General features: G+C 66.1%; 10 protein-coding genes. 7 read left to right on the forward strand and 3 right to left on the reverse strand.

Annotation, left to right across the window (positions count from 1 at the left end):
* Positions 1-150 precede the first annotated feature (150 nt).
* From U0O11_RS14265 to betT, 7 genes are all read left to right on the forward strand, one after another.
* The gene (locus U0O11_RS14265) at positions 151-1,596 is read left to right on the forward strand and encodes an efflux RND transporter periplasmic adaptor subunit (RefSeq protein ID WP_279836795.1); all 1,446 of its coding nucleotides are present in this window, start codon (positions 151-153) and stop codon (positions 1,594-1,596) included.
* Entirely contained in the window at positions 1,593-4,718 is a 3,126-nt protein-coding gene (locus U0O11_RS14270) for an efflux RND transporter permease subunit (RefSeq protein WP_279836796.1), read from the forward strand. Before U0O11_RS14265 ends, U0O11_RS14270 begins: the two co-directional genes overlap by 4 nt.
* The gene (locus U0O11_RS14275) at positions 4,715-6,133 is read left to right on the forward strand and encodes an ATP-binding protein (RefSeq protein WP_279836797.1); all 1,419 of its coding nucleotides are present in this window, start codon (positions 4,715-4,717) and stop codon (positions 6,131-6,133) included. Before U0O11_RS14270 ends, U0O11_RS14275 begins: the two co-directional genes overlap by 4 nt.
* A 33-nt stretch (positions 6,134-6,166) precedes the next feature.
* Entirely contained in the window at positions 6,167-6,910 is a 744-nt protein-coding gene (locus U0O11_RS14280; RefSeq protein ID WP_215823399.1) for a response regulator, read from the forward strand.
* Positions 6,911-7,109: 199 nt separating this feature from the next.
* Positions 7,110-7,505: a hypothetical protein gene (locus tag U0O11_RS14285; RefSeq protein WP_279836798.1), complete on the forward strand. Its 396-nt coding sequence runs from the start codon at positions 7,110-7,112 to the stop codon at positions 7,503-7,505.
* Between the two features lie 243 nt (positions 7,506-7,748).
* Complete coding sequence (locus U0O11_RS14290; protein WP_279836799.1) at positions 7,749-8,933, forward strand: Spy/CpxP family protein refolding chaperone; 1,185 nt, start codon at positions 7,749-7,751, stop codon at positions 8,931-8,933.
* Positions 8,934-9,942: 1,009 nt separating this feature from the next.
* Positions 9,943-11,982 carry a choline BCCT transporter BetT gene (betT, locus tag U0O11_RS14295; RefSeq protein WP_043334330.1) on the forward strand — a complete coding sequence of 680 codons (2,040 nt, stop codon included), beginning with the start codon at positions 9,943-9,945 and terminating at the stop codon, positions 11,980-11,982.
* Positions 11,983-12,141: 159 nt separating this feature from the next.
* Here the strand turns inward: betT and U0O11_RS14300 are convergent, their stop codons facing one another.
* Genes U0O11_RS14300 through ptsP form a run of 3 tightly spaced genes read right to left on the reverse strand, consistent with a single transcriptional unit; the run spans position 12,142 to position 18,013 of the window.
* On the reverse strand, positions 12,142-13,929 hold the full coding sequence (locus U0O11_RS14300; protein ID WP_279836801.1) for a PTS fructose-like transporter subunit IIB: 1,788 nt from the start codon (positions 13,927-13,929) through the stop codon (positions 12,142-12,144).
* Positions 13,926-14,969, reverse strand: a complete 1,044-nt coding sequence (locus U0O11_RS14305; protein ID WP_279836802.1) for a 1-phosphofructokinase family hexose kinase — start codon at positions 14,967-14,969, stop codon at positions 13,926-13,928. The genes U0O11_RS14300 and U0O11_RS14305 overlap by 4 nt, the downstream gene beginning before the upstream one ends.
* Positions 14,969-18,013, reverse strand: coding sequence for a phosphoenolpyruvate--protein phosphotransferase (gene ptsP / locus U0O11_RS14310; RefSeq protein WP_279836803.1), 3,045 nt, complete (start codon positions 18,011-18,013; stop codon positions 14,969-14,971). The genes U0O11_RS14305 and ptsP overlap by 1 nt, the downstream gene beginning before the upstream one ends.
* Between the last annotated feature and the right edge of the window lie 272 nt (positions 18,014-18,285).

Consider the following 18,285-nt stretch of genomic DNA (forward strand, 5'->3'; position numbering starts at 1 on the left):
TTGGCATTGCGCCTGAATGGCATCATGCGATCATCCACCCATTCGTCTGCCTTTCATGGCCATGATCCACCGCCCGCTCTGACCGACGCCAAAGCGACTGGCCGGAAGACGGCTGCGCATCAGGCCAGTCACTTTTCGTTCGGAGTCCGCATGGACCATAGCCCTGAGACGCCAGCGTCGTCTTCCGCGTCGCCCGCCCCTGCCGGCCGCCCCGCACCCTCCTCGCGGCGCCTGATCTGGATGCGCCTGCTGGCGCTGATCATTCTCGCGCTGGCGATCGCGCTGGCTGCCTGGTGGATGAATCATCGCCCCGGGGCGCCGAAGCGTGCCCCCAGCGAGGCACCTGCGCCCACGGTCGAGGTGGTCACGGTCAGCCATGCCGCCAACGCCCCGACGCTTGAGGGCTTCGGCCGCGTGATCGCCGATCGTCAGACCACGGTCTCCACGCGCGTCAGCGGTCAGCTGGCGCCCTTCCCCGAAGGCATCGAGGCCGGCCGCGAAGTCCGCGAGAACCAGCTGCTGGCCAGTCTCGATCAACTGGATTATCAGCTGGCACTGCGTCAGGCCGAGGCGGATCTCGCCACGGCAGAAGCCAGCCTCGCCTCTGAAAAGGGCGAGCAGATCCGCGCCGCCTCGGAATACAAGACCTTCGGTCGCAACCTGCCGGCGGCCCAGAAAGCGCTGGTCCTGCGCGAACCTCAGCTCAAGTCGGCCCAGGCCGCCGTGGAAAGCGCCCGCGCCAGCCGCGATCAGGCCAAGCTCAATCTGGCCCGCACCGAGATTCGCGCCCCCTACGACGGCCTGATCAGCGAGCGTCTGGTCGGCGAAGGCAGCGACCTCAACGCCTTCACCGACCTGTTGACGCTGGTGGCCACCGACCGCTTCTGGGTGCGCCTCAATCTGCCGCAGGCCGACATGGAGTGGCTCTCGACCCACGCCCGTGATGGCCAGGGCACGCCGGTACTGCTCTCGAGCAAGGCCTGGCCAGATGGCCAGCATCGCCGTGGCGAAGTGTGGAGCGTGCTGCCGTCGCTGGAAGACAACGGCCTGCTGACCCAGGTGATGGTGGCAGTGGAAGACCCGCTGGCGCTCAATGTCTCCGAGGAGGCGCGCGCCAGCACCCCGGCACTGCGCATCGGCGATGTGGTCGAGGCGACCCTGACGCCCCAGCGCACCGCCTCGCTGATCGAACTGCCGATCAGTGCGCTGCGCAGCGGCCAGCAGGTCTGGGTGCTGACGGAGGATGGGCATCTCGAGAAGCGCTCGGTAGGCGTGCGCCATCTGGGCAATGACACCCTGCTGGTCGCCGACGGTCTGGTGGACGGCGAGCGCGTCATCACCAGCTCCCTGAGCAGCGTCGAGGCCGGCATGGCCCTGCGCGCGCGCGGCGATGCGCCGACGCCGACCGCCAAGACAACTGATGCCGAGGCGGCTGACGACAAGACGACGGCTGGCGACACGAGCACCGCGACAGTTGAGAAGGACACGGCGGTTGTCGACAAGAGCACCGCCGCTGGCGACAAAAACACCGCAGCTGGCGACAGGAGCACCACGGTTGCCGACAAGAACGCCACGACCACCGGAAGTGACTCATGACGGCACAGTCGCGCCTCAAGGGCCCCATCCGCTGGATGCACGATCACGGCGTCGCCGCCAACCTGTTGATGCTGTGTCTGATTCTCGGCGGCCTGCTGATGTCCAGTCAGATCAAGAAGGAGGTCTTCCCCTCCTTCGAGCTCGAGATCATCAACGTCAGCGTCAGCTATTCCGGTGCCACGCCGGATGAAGTCTCCGAGAGCCTGTTGCAGGCGATGGAGTCCGCGGTACAGGACGTGGAGGGCATCGAGGAGATCACCGCCACCGCCGAGGAAGGCCTCGGCTCGCTGTCCATCGAGCTGCAGGACGGCGTCGAGACCATGCGCGCCTACCAGGACATCCAGCAGGCCATCGACAGCATCACCACCCTGCCCGATGAATCCGACCCGCCCGTCTACTCGCTGGCGGGCCGCTCGCGCAGCGTGATGGAACTCAAGCTGCATGGCCAGACCGATGACCAGACCCTGCGCAATGTCGCCGAGCGTCTGCGCCTGAGCCTGCTCGACAGCGACGACATCACCAAGGTGGAGCTGACCGGCATCCGTGACCGCGAGGTGCATGTCGCGCTGGAAGAAGGCGCGCTGCGTCGCTATGGCCTGTCGCATCAGGATATCGCCGGCCTGATCGGCAATCAGGCGCTCAACCTGGCCGGGGGCAGTCTCGACACCCAGCAGGGCGAATACCTGGTGCGCTATGAGGCGCGTCGCGACGGCGCCGCCGAGTTCGCGCAGCTGCCGGTGATCTCCAGCCAGGAAGGCAATGTCGTGCGTCTGGGCGATATCGCCACCGTCACCGACGGCTTCGCTGACAGCGACAAGGAAGTGCTCTACGACGGCGAACCGGCGATCGGTCTCGACATCTATCAGGTCGGCTCCCAGACGCCCAACGAGCTGTCCGCCGCGACCATGGCGATGCTGCCGCAATTGACCGCCAGCCTGCCGCGCGGACTGACGCTGAGCGTCGAGGACGATGACTCGCTGGTCTATCAGGACCGTCTGGAGCTGCTGCTCAAGAATGCCTGGATGGGGCTGGTGCTGGTGCTGGTGCTGCTGGGGCTGTTCCTCGAGGCGCGTCTCGCCTTCTGGGTCACGCTGGGCATTCCCACCGCCTTCCTCGGCGCGATGCTGTTCCTGCCGCTGGTCGGCGTGTCCATCAACATGATCTCGATGTTCGCCTTCATCATCGCGCTGGGCATCGTGGTCGATGACGCCATCATCGTCGGCGAGAACATCCACTCGCACCGCGAGCGCGGCGCCAGCATGCGCGAAGCCGCCATTCTCGGCGCGCGCGAGATCGCGGTGCCGCTGGCGTTCTCGATCCTGTCCAACATCGTGGCCTTCATTCCGCTGCTGTTCCTGCCCGGCTTCCTCGGGCTGGTATTCGGCATCATCCCGCTGGTGGTGATCAGCATCTTCGCGCTGAGCTGGATCGAGGCGATCTTCATCCTGCCCGCGCACCTGGGCCACACCAGCGAGAAGCCGATCCGCTGGCTGGCACCGCTGGACCGCGTGCGCCATGGCGTCCAGCACGGGCTCGAGCGCTTCACGCGTCGCCGCTTCCAGCCCTTCCTCGAAGGGTGCCTGAACTATCGTGGCCTGACCGCCATCTGCGGCCTGGCGCTGCTGGTGCTGGCGATGGCCTGGATGGCCAGCGGCCGCCTCGGCTTCTCGCTGATGCCGCGTGTCGAGTCCAACCGTGCCGGTGTCACCGCCAACCTGCCGGTGGGCAGCCCGATCAGCCAGGACCGCGAAGTGCGCACCCTGCTGCTGGACGCGCTGGAGCGGGTCCGTGAGCGCGACGACGCCCCCGCGATCTATTCCACCAGCGCCGAGATCGAAGGCAACTCGCTGAGCATCATCGCCAATCTGGACACCACGGTGGAAGACAACTGGTCGCCCTCGCAGCTGATCACGGCCTGGCGTGAGGAAGCCGGCACCATCGCCAATACCGAGTCGCTGCTGTTCGAATCCGATATCGGCGGGCCGGGCCGCGGCGCGGGCCTCACCATCCGCCTCTCCTCGTCTGACAGTGGCGCGCTGATGGCTGCCGCCGAGTCGCTGGCGACGTCGCTTGAGGATTACAGCTCGCTGTCGGACATCGACAGCGGCCTGGATGACGGCAAGCGCGAGCTCTATCTGCAGCTCAATGCCTACGGTCGCTCGCTGGGACTGGATGGCGCCACCCTGGCCAACCAGCTGCGTGGCCCGCTGTCCGGCGCGACCGCCCTCAAGCAGCAGCAGGGTCGCAATGAGGTCGAGGTCAAGGTGCTGCTGCCCGAAGACCAGCGCGCAAGCCTCGCCCAGCTGGAGAACTTCGGCGTGCAGACCGGCAACGGCGTCAGCGTACCCCTGGGGCTGGTGGCCGACATCGAGCAGGGACGCGCCGCGTCCAGCATTCTGCGCATCGACGGGCGCCGCGTGATCGAGGTCACCGCCAACGTCACCCCGTCCGACGCGGTCAATCAGGTGATCACCAGCCTGGAAAGCGACGTCTACCCTCAGCTTAAGAGCCAGTATCCGAGCCTGAGCATCGGCTATGGTGGGCGTCAGGAAGAGACCGCCGACAACCTGGGGTCACTGCAGGTGTCGTTGCTGCTGACACTGGCGGCACTCTATCTGCTGCTGGCGTTGCCGTTCAGAAGCTACCTGCAGCCGCTGCTGGTGATGACGGCGATCCCCTTCGGCCTGATCGGCGCGGTCATCGGCCATCAGCTGATGGGCTATGGCCTGTCGGTGATCAGTCTGATGGGCATGCTGGCGCTGTCGGGCATCGTCATCAACGACGCCCTGGTGCTGATCGACTACGCCAACCGCCAGCGTCTGGCCGGCGCCACCGCGCGTGAGGCGATCATCATGGCGGCCACGCGGCGTCTGCGCCCGATCCTGCTGACGACGCTGACGACCTTCTTCGGCCTGGCGCCGATGATCTTCGAGACCTCACGTCAGGCGCGCTTCATGATCCCGATGGCGGTCTCCATCGGCTTCGGCATCCTGTTCGCGACGGTGATCCTGCTGATTCTGGTGCCCTCGCTCTATCTGTTGCTGGAAGATCTGCAGCACAACCTGCGCCGCCTGCTGGGGCTGCCGCCCCGCACCCCGCGTCATGAGGAGCAGACATCATGATGCCCGCCGTCACCGCCTGGCGCTCACGGCTGTCCGTGCGGCTGTTCGTGATCCTGCTGCTGACCAATGTCGTGATCGGCGGCAGCATCTACATGTTCATCTCCCACAGCATGGACAGAGGGTTCGCGGAGTATCTGGAGCAGACTCAGCAGGAGCGCATCGAGCTGATCTCGTCCGATCTGGTCAGCGCCTACGCCGCGGAAGGCAACTGGGACTGGATGAAGAGCCGGCGCAACTGGGGACGCATCGTGCATTCCCAGGCGCCGCCGGACAGGTTCGAGATGCCGCCGGGCGCCAACATGAATCGCCCCCAGGACTACATGCTGCGCGATACCCGCGGCCAGCGCCTCAATGGGCCGCCGCGCCCCATCCCCGGCATGCGGTTCAAGGACCTCATGCTGGACGGCGAGAAGATCGGCGAGCTGGGCTACCTGCCGGTGAGTGAATTCCTGCGCCGCGGCAAGGACCAGTATCTGGAGCGTCAATCGCGCAATCTGGCGACCATCATCCTGTCCTCCACCTTCGCCTCGCTGCTGGCGGCGGCCGGCATCGCCTGGTGGCTGGGCCATCGGGTGCGTGACCTCGCCAGTGGCGCCAGCCGTCTGTCGAGTGGCGACTATGCCACCCGCCTGCCGGTGCGCGGGCGGGATGAGCTGTCGCGGCTGGCCGGCGACTTCAATGCGCTGGCGCAGACGCTGGAGACCAACCGCGATTCGCGCCAGCGCTGGGTGAGTGATATCTCCCATGAGCTGCGCACGCCGCTGGCGGTGCTCAAGGGCGAGATCGAGGCCATGCAGGACGGTATCCGCCCGATGAACCAGGACAGCCTCGGCTCGCTGGAGCAGGAGGTGGATGCCCTCAACCGCCTGGTGTCGGATCTGCGCCTGCTGGCCCAGAGCGATGCCGGCACCCTGGAAGCCTGGCGCGAGCCGCTGGAGCTGGATGCCCAGCTCAGCGACAGCCTGGACGACCTGCGCGGCTGGCTGGAAGACAGCGGCATCCAGCTGGAGACCGACATCCAGCTGCCGCTGCGCGTTCAGGGCGACATGCAGCGCCTGCATCAGCTGTGGAGCAACCTGGCCAGCAACACCCGCGCCTACACCGACTCGCCCGGCAAGTTGAGGGTCAGCCTGCTGCGCGAGGCCGCCGCACCCGGGGATGGCGCCGGCCACCCAGGCTGGGCGGTCGTGCGCTGGGAAGACTCGAGCCCCGGCGTGCCAGAGGCCGAGCTTGCCCACCTCACCGAGCGCCTGTATCGGGTCGAGAACTCGCGCAATCGCTCCAGCGGGGGTTCAGGGCTGGGCCTGTCGATCGCCAGCGCGCTGGTCAGTGCGCATGATGGCCAGCTGATACCGGGCCAGTCATCGCTGGGCGGACTGCGATGGGACATTCGCCTGCCGCTGTTGTCTACTTGAAACAGACATTTTCATCTGCAAGGACTCTTGACCATGAGCGACGTTCACGCCGACACCTCTGACGCCCGGGCCGAGACCCAGAAACCGCTGATTCTGGTGGTGGAAGACGAGCCCAAGATCGCAAGCCTGCTGTGCGATTATCTGGACGGCAGCGGGTATCGCACCCGGCATGTCGACGACGGCAACGCCGTCATCGCGGCGGTCAATGACGAGACACCCGCCCTGGTATTGCTGGACCTCATGCTGCCGGGCACCGACGGCCTGACCCTGTGCCGTCAGCTGCGGGCCGAGGACAACCTGCTGCCCATCGTGATGCTGACCGCGCGGGTCGAGGAAGTGGACCGCCTGCTGGGGCTGGAGCTGGGCGCCGATGACTACATCTGCAAACCCTTCAGCCCGCGTGAGGTGGTGGCGCGCATCAAGGCCGTGCTGCGTCGCAGCCAGGCGCTTGATCAGACCCTCTCGCAGACCTCTGACAAGGGCCAGCTGGTGCTCAATGAGGAAGGTTGGCAGGCACTGGCCGATGGCAGCGACCTGGGCCTGACCGCAGTCGAGTTCCAGCTGCTCAAGGTGATGATGCAGTCGCCGGGGCGCATCTTCTCCCGCGACCAGCTGATGGACCACATGTACCGCGACCACCGCATCGTCTCCGAGCGCACGGTGGATTCCCACGTCAAGAAGCTGCGCCGCAAGATCGCCAATGTCTGGCCGGAGCGCGACGTGATTCGCTCCATCTATGGGGTCGGCTACAAGTTCGAGCCTGACGTGCTGGACTGATATCTCGCCTCACGCAGGCCCTGAAACCTTTCAGAAACATGACAACCGCCGTCTGTGACCACAGACGGCGGTTGCGTTTTTGTTGCACCCACGGTGCGAACTTGCTGTCCAACTGCGACGGATACTGTCATCACTGCCTAAGCGAGAGCCATTTACTGCTGCTCAAGCGCGGGTCTACGCCACAAGTGAGGTATTCGTCATGTCCCACAGTCCTGCCAGTCGTGCTCTCTCCCGCACTCGCCTGATCGGTGCCGGCGTACTGAGCGTCATGCTGATGGCATCACCGCTGAGCGTGACCAGTGCCAGCGCCGCCGATGTCTCGCTGAACGTGCTGCTGGATGGCATCAGCCTGAACGTCAGCCAGCGTGCCACCCTCGACAAGCAATATCGCCACTATCGCCAGCAACGTCAGGCCGCAGAGAGCCATCACGACGCCAAGGCGCTTGCCAAGGCGCGCAAGGCCTACCTGGCCGATGTCGATCGCGTCCTGAATCGCCATCAGACCCAGCGCTTCCACCAGCAGTTCGACCGCCACTATCCGGCGAACGCCCAGGCGAACGCCAAGGCGGCGAATAAGCGCCACCACGGTGGCTGATGGCAACCGCGTCTGAGCGCCCCGGGTTGAAACCTGGCGTCATCACCTTGACCAAGGACTCAGTCCCTACAGGATTCAGACCACAAGATCACGCTGCAAAAAAGACACAGCAAGCCGTTGCATGTTCCGCCCAGGCGCGTTGCACGCAACCCCATGAAACGTTGCACAATGCCGGCACATTCACTGCTGATAATGCTCTTATCGCTTGATTCCGGCCCTTTATCTAGACACTCGGAGTACGCCATGAACCGCATTTCTCGCAAGCTCATCGTTTCCGGTCTGCTGACCGCCCTGGCACTGCCGATGACCGCCGTGGCCTCAAGCAACGACAAGCACCATGACGGCGCCGACCGCAAGGAAGGCCTCGACAAGATTCTCGCCAGCTGGCATCTCAGCGATGAACAGCAGCAACAGCTCGACGCACTCAAGCAACAGCAGATGGAAAGCCGCAAGCAGCTCAAGGAGCAGAAGTTCGACTCCCGCGAAGCGCGCCGCGACGCCATCCAGGCACAACGTGAAGAATACAAGGCCGCCCTGGCAGAGATTCTCGACGAGAATCAGGTCAAGGTGCTCGAAGCCTACTGGGCTGCCGGCAAGCCGATGCACGGCAAGCACATGGGCAAGCATGACGGCAAACGTCACGGCGAAGGCAAGCATGCCGACGAACGTGGTGGCGAACGCGGCGGCAAGCACATGGCCGGCGAGCGTGGCGGCAAGCACATGGCCGACGACGGCAAGCAGCGCATGCAGCTGATGGGCGCCCTGTTCGACAGCTGGGACCTGGATGACGACCAGCGCAGCGCGCTCAAGGACTCCTTCAAGTCCATGCGTGACGACATGGAGTCACTCAAGAAGACCGACTTCGACTCGCGTGAAGCGCGCAAGGCCGCCTTCGAGGAGCTGCGCAAGACCCAGCACGATCGTCTGGCCAAGGTGCTGGATGACGACCAGATCAAGGTGCTGGACCTGATGCACCAGCGTGACAAGCGCGGTCCGAAGATGGCCGACCGTCAGCAGCAGGAAGGCATGAAGGCGCTGCTGGCCAGCTGGAACCTGAGCGATGACCAGATGCAGGCGCTCAAGGAAGTCCGCAAGGAAATGCGTGACGAGATGCATGACAGCATGAAAGAGATGCACGACGACATGCGCGATGCCATGCAGGACGCCGACACCAAGCAGGAGCGTGTCGCCGCCCGCCAGGAAATGCGCAAGGAAATGAAGGAGCAGCGCCTGGAACTGCGTGAGGAAGGCCGCGAGAAACTCGCCGATGTGCTGTCCGCCGAGCAGCTCGATGCGCTGGAAGCCTTCATGGCCAATGGCATGCGCCATCACGCTGGCAAGCATCATGGTGGCATGAAGGGTGACATGAAGGGCGGCGACATGAAGCGCGGCCCGATGCATGACGCCGACCAGTCTGAAGATGCCTGAGTCAGGCCATCACCCGGGCAACTGAAAGCCGGCTGATCGACGCTCCGGCGAGGTAAGAATCGGGCGGTCGCGCCCCGGACGATCGCGCCTCGGACGATCGCGCCCCGGACGATCCACGCCCCGAACACAGCCATTCAACTGCCCTGCTGATGTCACTTTCGCCGCCCCGGCCACGATTCTGTGGTCGGGGCGGCGTCGTTGTGTCCTTTTACCGACAGCGATTTTTCCGAGCACGACACCGTGCCTGCGAGGCTCTGCCATCGGGCCTCGCGGCGACGTGATCGCGACACGAGGATAAGCGGAAGCGACAGTTGCACTGCCTTTTTCCCCAAAGGGGGGTTATATTTTTATTGAACAATCAATTAAAATAATTCTGCAAGGCTTTGAGCATTACACGGCGTGATGATGTGAGTCGCGTTTTCCTGACTGCTGAGCTCCCCCTCCGCTGCCGATCTCGACCGGCGGCAGCAAGACGGGATGCCTGCAACCGTCACAGGAAAGCGGACCCGGCAGATGCCGACGAGACTGACGCCTGCCATCCCGGCAACTTCAAGGGGGCAAGCGACGGCGACCGCCACGGGCTCGCGAGCAGACACCGGAGTGACCCGCCCCTTCGCGAGAAGGTCGGGTGACGTCCAGGGACGCCGAGTAGACGTTCGAAGTGATGAGAGCAGCACGATGAAGGTACAGCGTTCCCCAGCGCTCGGCCCGCCATCGTTCTTCTGCGGCCAATCTGGCCTGCAGAAAAGGGGCCGCACCACGGTGCGCACCCGGCGTCTCTCATGAATTGCCCATCGGCATTTCTTGCTTGCTGCCCAGCGATGCCCCTGCAATCGCGTCGCCACGGCAGTCGACACTGCCGCTGCTGCAAGTTCCGCCCCGCGCGTGAGCTGAGCACGGCCCGTGCCGTTCGTGTCCGTCTTTTCCTGCACGCCACCCGCAATTTCTGCGGCTGACGGGCAGCTAAGCACCACGCACGAGTGAAACTTCCCCTGATAAGGAGTTGCTCATGCAGAAACCTGCTTCCGCCGAGAACGCCACACCGTCCTCGAGTCGTATCAACCCGACGGTCTTCTACGGATCGATCATCGGTATCCTCGCCTTCCTGGCCTTCGCGATGCTGTTCACCGAACAGGCCGACGCCTGGATCGGCAGCGCCCTGGGCTGGACCATCGACACCTTCGGCTGGTTCTACATGCTGGCCATCGTCGCCTATCTGGTCTTCGGCGTGTTGATCGCCTGCTCGCGCTTCGGGCGCATTCGCCTCGGGCCGGATGATTCACGCCCGGAATTCTCGCTGCTGTCCTGGTCGGCGATGCTGTTCGCGGCCGGCATCGGCATCGACATCCTGTTCTACTGCATCGCCGAACCGCTGTCCCACTACGTGGCGCCGGTGACCGGTGACCCGCAGACCCAGGCGGCGATCCGCAACGCCATGGTGGAAACCTTCTTCCACTGGGGCCTCTCCGGCTGGGGCATCTATGTGCTCGCCGGCATGTCGCTGGCCTACTTCAGCTACCGCCACCGCCTGCCGCTGGCGATCCGCTCGGCCTTCTACCCTCTGCTCGGCAACCGCATCAATGGCCCGATCGGCAACGCCGTGGACATCTTCGCGATCATCTCCACCGTATTCGGCATCGCCACCTCGCTGGGCATCGGCGTCATCCAGCTCAATTACGGCCTCAAGTTCATGCTCGGCGTGCCCGAGAACCTCGCCGTCCAGGCCGCGCTGATCATCGGCGTGATGGTACTGGCGACCATCTCCGTGATCACCGGTGTCGAGAAAGGCATCCGCATGCTGTCCGAGTTCAACATGCTGCTGGCCACCGCGCTGCTGATCTTCGTGCTCGCCGTCAGCGACACCTCGCAGCTGCTCAACGCCCTGGTGCTCAATGTCGGTGACTACATCACCCAGTTCACCGCCAAGAGCTTCGATACCTACGCCTACACCCCGGGTACCGATGAGTGGATGAGCGGCTGGACGCTGTTCTTCTGGGGCTGGTGGATCGCCTGGACCCCGTTCGTCGGCCTGTTCCTGGCGCGTATCTCGCGTGGCCGTACCATCCGTCAGTTCGTGTTCGGCGCGCTGCTGATTCCGCTGAGCTTCATGATGGTGTGGATGAGCGTGTTCGGTAATTCCGCCATCGACATGGTCGCCAATCAGGACGTCGCGGCACTGGCCACCGAAGCCCTGAACGCACCTCAGAACACCATCTACACCTTCCTGGAGCAGCTGCCCTACTCCACCATCACCACCGCCGTGGTGGCGATTCTGGGTATCGTGTTCTTCGTGACCTCCGCCGACTCCGGCGCTCTGGTACTGGCCAACTTCACCTCCATCCTCAAGGACGTGAACCACGATGCGCCGATCTGGCTGCGCATCTTCTGGTCCGCCATCATCGGCCTGCTGACGCTGGCGCTGTTGATGGTCGGGGGGCTGAGCGCGCTGCAGAGCGCCGTGGTGATCACCGCCGTGCCCTTCTCCATCGTGCTGATCTTCATGATGATCGGCATGTACAAGGCGCTGATGATCGAGGACCGCAAGGAGAACGTGCGTCAGGACAACAGCTGCGTCTACGAAGGCGTCGACTGGCATGAGCGTCTGGATCACGTGCTCGACTTCGCCCAGAGCGGCAGTTCCGAGGCGACCCTCAAGCGCTCCATCCGCCCGGCCCTCAACCAGCTGGCCGAGGAGCTCAATCGTCGCGGTCAGGTCTCGAGCGTCACCGAAGAGACGCTGGAAGATGAGCCGCTGCCCCGCGTGACGCTGGAAGTCGAGTTCGAGGACGCCTCCAACTTCGTCTACCAGGTGCGTGCGGTACGCCAGCAGACGCCGAGCTTCATCGACGCCAATGACGACTTCTACCTGCGTCTGGAAGTGCACCTCTCCGAAGGTGGCAGCGGTCAGGAGCTCAACGGCCTGTCGCGTGCCCAGGTGCTCGACGAAGTCGTCACCGCTTATCAGCAGCATCTGGCCTTCGTGCGCCACGATACGGTCAATGAAGCGCCGGCGATGCCGGGCGTGATCGGCAAGTCAGAACTGGACTGATCAAAGTTGGACTGATCAGAACTGGACTGAGCCATCCGCTGTCGCTGAGCGCCTGCGCTCGGCCTGCAATGCAAAAGCCCCCGCCGGGAGACCGGCGGGGGCTTTTTGCGTCTTGCCTTGTGCGTTTGCGGCTTGTGTCCTTACCTGCCTGCCAGCGGCTCAGGTCGCGGCAGCGGTCTCGACCTGCTGTGCGCCCTTCTTGATCAGCGCATAGCCGATACCCGTCACCAGAGTGCCGGCGACGATGGCGCCCAGGTACATCAGCGGCACGTTGATGGCGTTGGGAATCAGCAGCACGAACAGCCCGCCGTGCGGCGCCAGCAGCTTGGCGCCTATCAGCATCGACAGTGCGCCGGTGACGGCACCGCCGACCATGCAGGCCGGAATCACGCGCAGCGGGTCCTTGGCGGCGAACGGAATCGCACCCTCGGAGATGAAGCACAGGCCGAGAATGAAGCTGGCCTTGCCCGCCTCACGCTCCGGCTCGGCGAACTTGGCTCGCGCGATGAAGCTGGCCAGCCCCATGCCCAGCGCCGGCACCATGCCGGCCGCCATGATGGCCGCCATCGGCGCATAGGTCTCGCTGGCCAGCAGGCCGACACCGAAGGCATAGGCGGCCTTGTTGACCGGACCACCGAGGTCGAAGCACATCATCGCGCCGAGCAGAATGCCCAGCAGCACGGCATTGGCCGAGCCCATCGATTCGAGGAATTCGGTCAGCGTCGCCATCAGCCCCGCCACCGGCGTGCCGACCACGTAGATCATCACCAGACCGGTGACCATGCTCGCCACCAGCGGGATGATCAGGATCGGCTTGAGCGATTCGATCGACTGCGGCAGCTTGACGAAACGGCTCAGCCCCAGCGCGCTGTAGCCCGCCAGGAAGCCGGCGATGATGCCACCGAGGAAGCCGGCATCCAGGGTGGCGGCCAGCCAGCCACCGATCATGCCCGGCGTGATGCCCGGGCGGTCGGCGATGGAGTAGGCGATGTAGCCTGCCAGCACCGGAATCATCAGCTTGAAGGCCGAGCCACCGCCGATCTGCATCAGCGCCGCCGCCAGGGTGCCTTCTTCCTCGAAGGCCTTGATGCCGAACACGAAGGACAGCGCGATCATCAGGCCGCCCGCCACCACCATCGGCAGCATGAAGGACACGCCGGTCAGCAGGTGCTTGTAGGGGCCACGCTTCTCGCCCTTCTGCTGGCTGCCCTGACCGTCCGCGGCGGTGGCGGACTCCACCTCGGCGCCTTCCAGCGCCTGCTCGATGGTATCGCGCGGCTTCTTGAGCGCGGTGCCGGTGGAGGTCCGCCAGACCCGCTTGCCGGCGAAGCGCGTCGGGTCGACCTCGATATCACAGGCCAGAATCACCACCTCGGCCGCGGCGATCTCCTGCTCGGTCAGCGCATCCTGCGCGCCCACCGAGCCCTGGGTCTCGACCCGCGTCGGGTAGCCCAGCGCTCGCCCTGCCTCGCTCAGAGCCTCGGCGGCCATGAAGGTATGCGCCACGCCGGTCGGGCAGGCGGTAACCGCGACGATGGACGGCTTGTGCGCCACCTCTCCATCAGCTGCGCTTGCTGCGCCGCTGGCCGTCGTGCTGACAGTCGCAGCCACGTCGGCGATGTCCTTGGCTTCCAGCACGCGGGCGCGGGCCTCGGCATTGGCCAGGAAGGCGGCGGGGTCCGGCAGCGCCTCTTCGATGGGCGCGACATGCACGCGCTTGCCGACGAAACGCTCGAGACCGGCGCTGGTCATCGGCGACGCCGCGACGATCACCAGTTCGGCGGCGGCGAGCTGGGCATCGCTCAACACGAGTTCACGCTCGAATTGCGAGCGCATGTCGATGAGGGGCTCCCAGTCGCGACGACGGGCGGCCTGCTCCAGGCGGCGCGCCGCCAGGAAGCTGGTCGCCATGCCGCTCGGGCAGGCGGTAACGATGATGACATTCATGGGCGTGGCTCTCCGGCTGTCGCGACCTCGGCACTGGCCAATGTCTCGATGCTGGTGTGTTGTTGGAGGGTTTCAAGCTCCGGGGCGGCGGGATCGCCCGGCCCCGGGTGGGTCACGGCCTCGGCGGAAAGCGCCGTGGCATGACGCAGAATCCGTTCACGCATGGCCGCCGTGGGTGTCGGATGGCAAAGCACCCCATGCAGCATGGCGGCCAGCAGGGTATCACCGGCACACACGGTACTGACCACTCGCATGCGCGGCGGGCGTGCCCGCAGTGTCTCGGCGCCGGGGCTTGCCCACAGCACGCCTTCCGGACCGGCAGAGATCAGCGCCTGCTCGATGCCATGCTCGACCAGACTCGCCAGCGCGCGCTGACGGGCGGCGTCGCTCTCCAGCGGTTCGCCCGCCCACAGCGCCAGTTCCTGCTCGTTGGGCTTCACGCCGCTGGGCGGCACCGCCAGACCGGCTTCGAGTGCCGTGCCGCTGGTATCCAGCCAGCAGGCAATGCGGCGGGCACGCACCCGCTGCACCAGGCTTGCCAGCTGCTCGCTGCTGACACCCGGCGACAGGCTGCCGGCGATGACGACGGCACAGCGCTCCGGACTACCCTCGGCCTGCTGACGATCGATCCACTCATCGATACGCACCTCAAGCCGCGTGAAGGCGGCCTCATCGACCTGCATGCCCGCGCCGTTGATATCGGTGACACGGCCACTGGCCTCCCCGAGCTTGACGTTGATGCGGGTCGCGCCCGCGACGCGTTCGAAGGCATCACTCAGCCCCCACTCGGCGAAGGCGGCCTCGAAATCGGCCTGGTTGTCGGCGCCCAGAAAGCCGCTCAGCGTCACCGGATGACCCAGCGTCGCCAGCACCCGCGCGACGTTGATGCCCTTGCCCGCCGCCTCGAGATGATGGCTGCGCGCCCGGTTGACCTTGCCCGGCACCAGGCTGTCGAGGCCGATGGTCATGTCCAGCGCCGGGTTGAGCGTCACGCACAATACCGGGCAGTCGGCAGCCTGACGCGTCGTGTTGTCACTCATCACACTGACTCCCGCGGGCTGTTTACATTACTGGCCGCACTACTGTCCGCATTACTGGCCGCAGCGCCTGAGGTGACCTCGGCAACGGAAGGCTCGCCCTGCTCGAGCAGCGCTTCCAGAGCACTGCGCACGTCTTCCGAGGTCGGCTGGGCCAACGCGACCCGCGCCTGCTCACGCGCCGTGGCCAGGTCCAGCTCGCGCACCCGCGCCTTGACCAGCGGAATCTGGCGGCTGGACACCGACAGCTCATCCACACCCAGCCCGACCAGCACGCCGACAGCCTGGTCATCACTGGCCAGCTCACCGCAGACGCCGACCCAGGCACCGTGGGCGTGGGCGGCACTGACGGTCATCTCGATCAGGCGCAACACCGCCGGATGCAGGCCATCGGCCTGCGCCGAGAGCGTCGCATGGCCACGATCGATCGCCAGGGTGTATTGGGTCAGGTCATTGGTGCCCACCGAGAAGAAGTCGACTTCCGGCGCGATGCTGGCAGCAGTCAGCGCCGCCGAGGGGATCTCGATCATCACGCCGACCTGCACGTCGCGCACCGGCGGCTGGCCATGTTCGGCCTCATAGGCGGCGTCCAGCTCGGCACGCACGCGATCGACGATGGCACGCGCGCCACGCAGTTCGGCCAGGTCCTTGACCATCGGGAACATCAGGCGGATCGGCCGCGCCCCGGCGGCCGTCAGCAACGCCCGCACCTGGGTCTCGAGCACTTCCGGGCGCGTCAGGGCGAGGCGAATGCCACGCAGGCCTAGGAAGGGATTGTCCTCACGCGGCAGCGGCCAGTACGGCAGCGGCTTGTCGCCGCCGACATCCAGCGTGCGGGCCACCAGCGGCCGCCCCTCGAGCGCATCCAGCGCCTCACCGTACTGGGCGGTCTGGGTGGCCAGATCCGGCGCCTGCGGGTGCGCCATGAACACGAATTCGGTACGCAGCAGGCCGACACCCTCGGCACCGCGCTCGACGGCGTCACCGGCATGGGCGGTGTTGCCCAGATTGGCGACCACCTCGACATGATGGCCGTCCAGGGTCGTGGCGGGTGCCATGCGCGACTCCCAGGCGGCGGCCTGACGCTGCTCATGCCCGGCGATCGCCTCTTCGGCGCGCGCGCGGCGACTGGCCGAGGGCATCACGCTGACACGGCCTCGTTCACCATCGACGATCAGCTCGCTGCCATCGGCGATCGCCAGCACGCTCGGGCCAGCCCCGACCACCGCCGGAATGCCCAGCGAGCGCGCCAGAATCGCGCTGTGCGAGGTCGCCCCGCCCAGCGCCGTGACCAGCCCCCGCACGCGAGTGGTATCCAGGCGCGCCACATCCGACGGGCCGATGTCCTCGGTCACCAGCACATGCGGTGTCTCGGGGGCGCTGGGCAGCGGCGTATCGGTCAGCACGCCGAGCACCCGCCGCCCGACATCGCGCAGGTCGGCGGCGCGTTCGGCCAGCAGGCGATCGGCGAGGTTTTCCTGGGCGCTGGCGGCACTGTCGATGGCCGACCACCACGCCGCTTCGGCGCTGTGGCCTTCATCGAGGCTTTCGCGCGCCGCGGCAAACAGCTCCGGATCGCCGAGCATCTCCTCGTGCATCGAGAGAATCTCGGCCATCTCGGCGCCTTCGGCGCGATTGACCAGCGCCAGCAACTGCTCGCGCGCGGTCTGGATACTGGCCACCAGGCGCTCGGCCTCACGATCGGCGCCGGCATCGCTGCGCGTCTCGTAGACGAAGCGCGGCAGGCGCATCACCCAGCACGGCGCGATGGCCATGCCCGGCGAGGCGGCCACCGCAGGCACCACGCTATCGGCGGCGGGAGCGGCCTGCCGGGTGTCGCCGGTGGCTTGCTGTTCGCGGGCCTCCAGCGGCGTGGCGGCGTCGGCGCGCCAATCTGCCAGCGGCTCCACCGCCTCGCCGAGACCGGCCTGCACCGCGCTCACCATCATGCTCAGCGCCGCCTGATTGGCCGCCGAGTCATCGCCGGAGGCGCTGAAGATCAGCGTCTGGCCGCGGCGTGCGCCCAGCCCCAGCACCTTGGTCAGGCTGGCGGCACTGACCACACCGCTGTCATCGCCTTCCAGTCGCAACGCCGGAATGACGCCATGCTGCTCGCCGGCTTCGCGCGCCGCCTGCACCAGCTGCTTGGCCGGACGCGCATGCAGGCCGTGGGCGTTGAGCAACACGACCTGAGCCAGCTGCGCCGTGGCGGATTCCCCCGACAGCCGCGCCAGCAGGGCGCTGGCCGACAGGCCCGGCAGGCTTTCGCCCGCACCCTCTTCCAACAGCGTCAGCAGGCGCTCCAGCAACGGCTGATGCTGGCCCTGCTGGGCATCGACTGCCAGACAGGCCAGCGCAGTGATGCGCCCGTGGCGCGTCTCCAGCGCCTTCTCCGGCGTGACGATGGCCAGCGCCGAGCGGGTGACATCCTGCTGCGACTGCGCCAGCCACACGCCCTGCCCCAGCGCCACCGGTTGGGCGGCGAGCATGGCCGAGATGAAACCATCACTGACACAGCCGGCCTGGCGCAGGCGCGCGGCCCCCGCCAGCACCAGCTCGTCACGATCGCGCGCGGGGAAACCGCACAGCAGCGTCTCGGCATCCAGCCGCGGCGGCACCACCTCGCGGCCCAGCTCGCTCAGCACTTCCTCGGCGGTGGTCGCCGAAGCCAGGCGCTCACTGACGCCATCGCGATCGAGCACGCGCGTCAGCGCACGCAGGATGTCGAGATGCTCATCGGACTGTGCCGCGATGGTCACCAGCAGGAAGACGCGATTGCCGTCGTGCCACTCCACGCCCTGCGGAAACTGCAGGACACGCACCCCGGTGGCCAGCACGGCCTCGCGGCTGTCCGGCGTGCCGTGGGGAATCGCGATCCCCTGCCCCAGGTAGGTTGAAGACTGGGCTTCACGCGCCAGCAGGCCCTCACGGTAGTCGGGCGTGGCGCGCCCACCGGCGACCAGGGCATCGGCGGCCTGTTGCAAGGCATCGCGCCAGTCGCTGGCATGGGCGGCGAGAAGGATGTCCTCGCGATCAAGACTGAGCATGGCTGGCTCCTTGAGGCTCCCTTCTGATGAGGAGCCTGGATGTTGGCGGTGCGCTGCAAGCGTGTCTTTCAGCTGCCGCGACACGTCACTTGGCGAGTTCCGACAGGGTAGCGGCGTCATGGTGTGATGACGAGCGTGCTGAATCGTGTCACCTCAATAGGGCTCATGCTGGCCGTTTTCTTGCGCCCGATCAAGCGAACACAAACCGAAAACGTGCTTCTGGTGACTAGACATTGGGTGTAGAGCCGCCTGTGGCGCGGGCTCGAGAGGTG

This window comes from Cobetia sp. D5 (genome assembly GCF_035666195.1).
Classification (GTDB): Bacteria; Pseudomonadota; Gammaproteobacteria; order Pseudomonadales; family Halomonadaceae; genus Cobetia; species Cobetia amphilecti.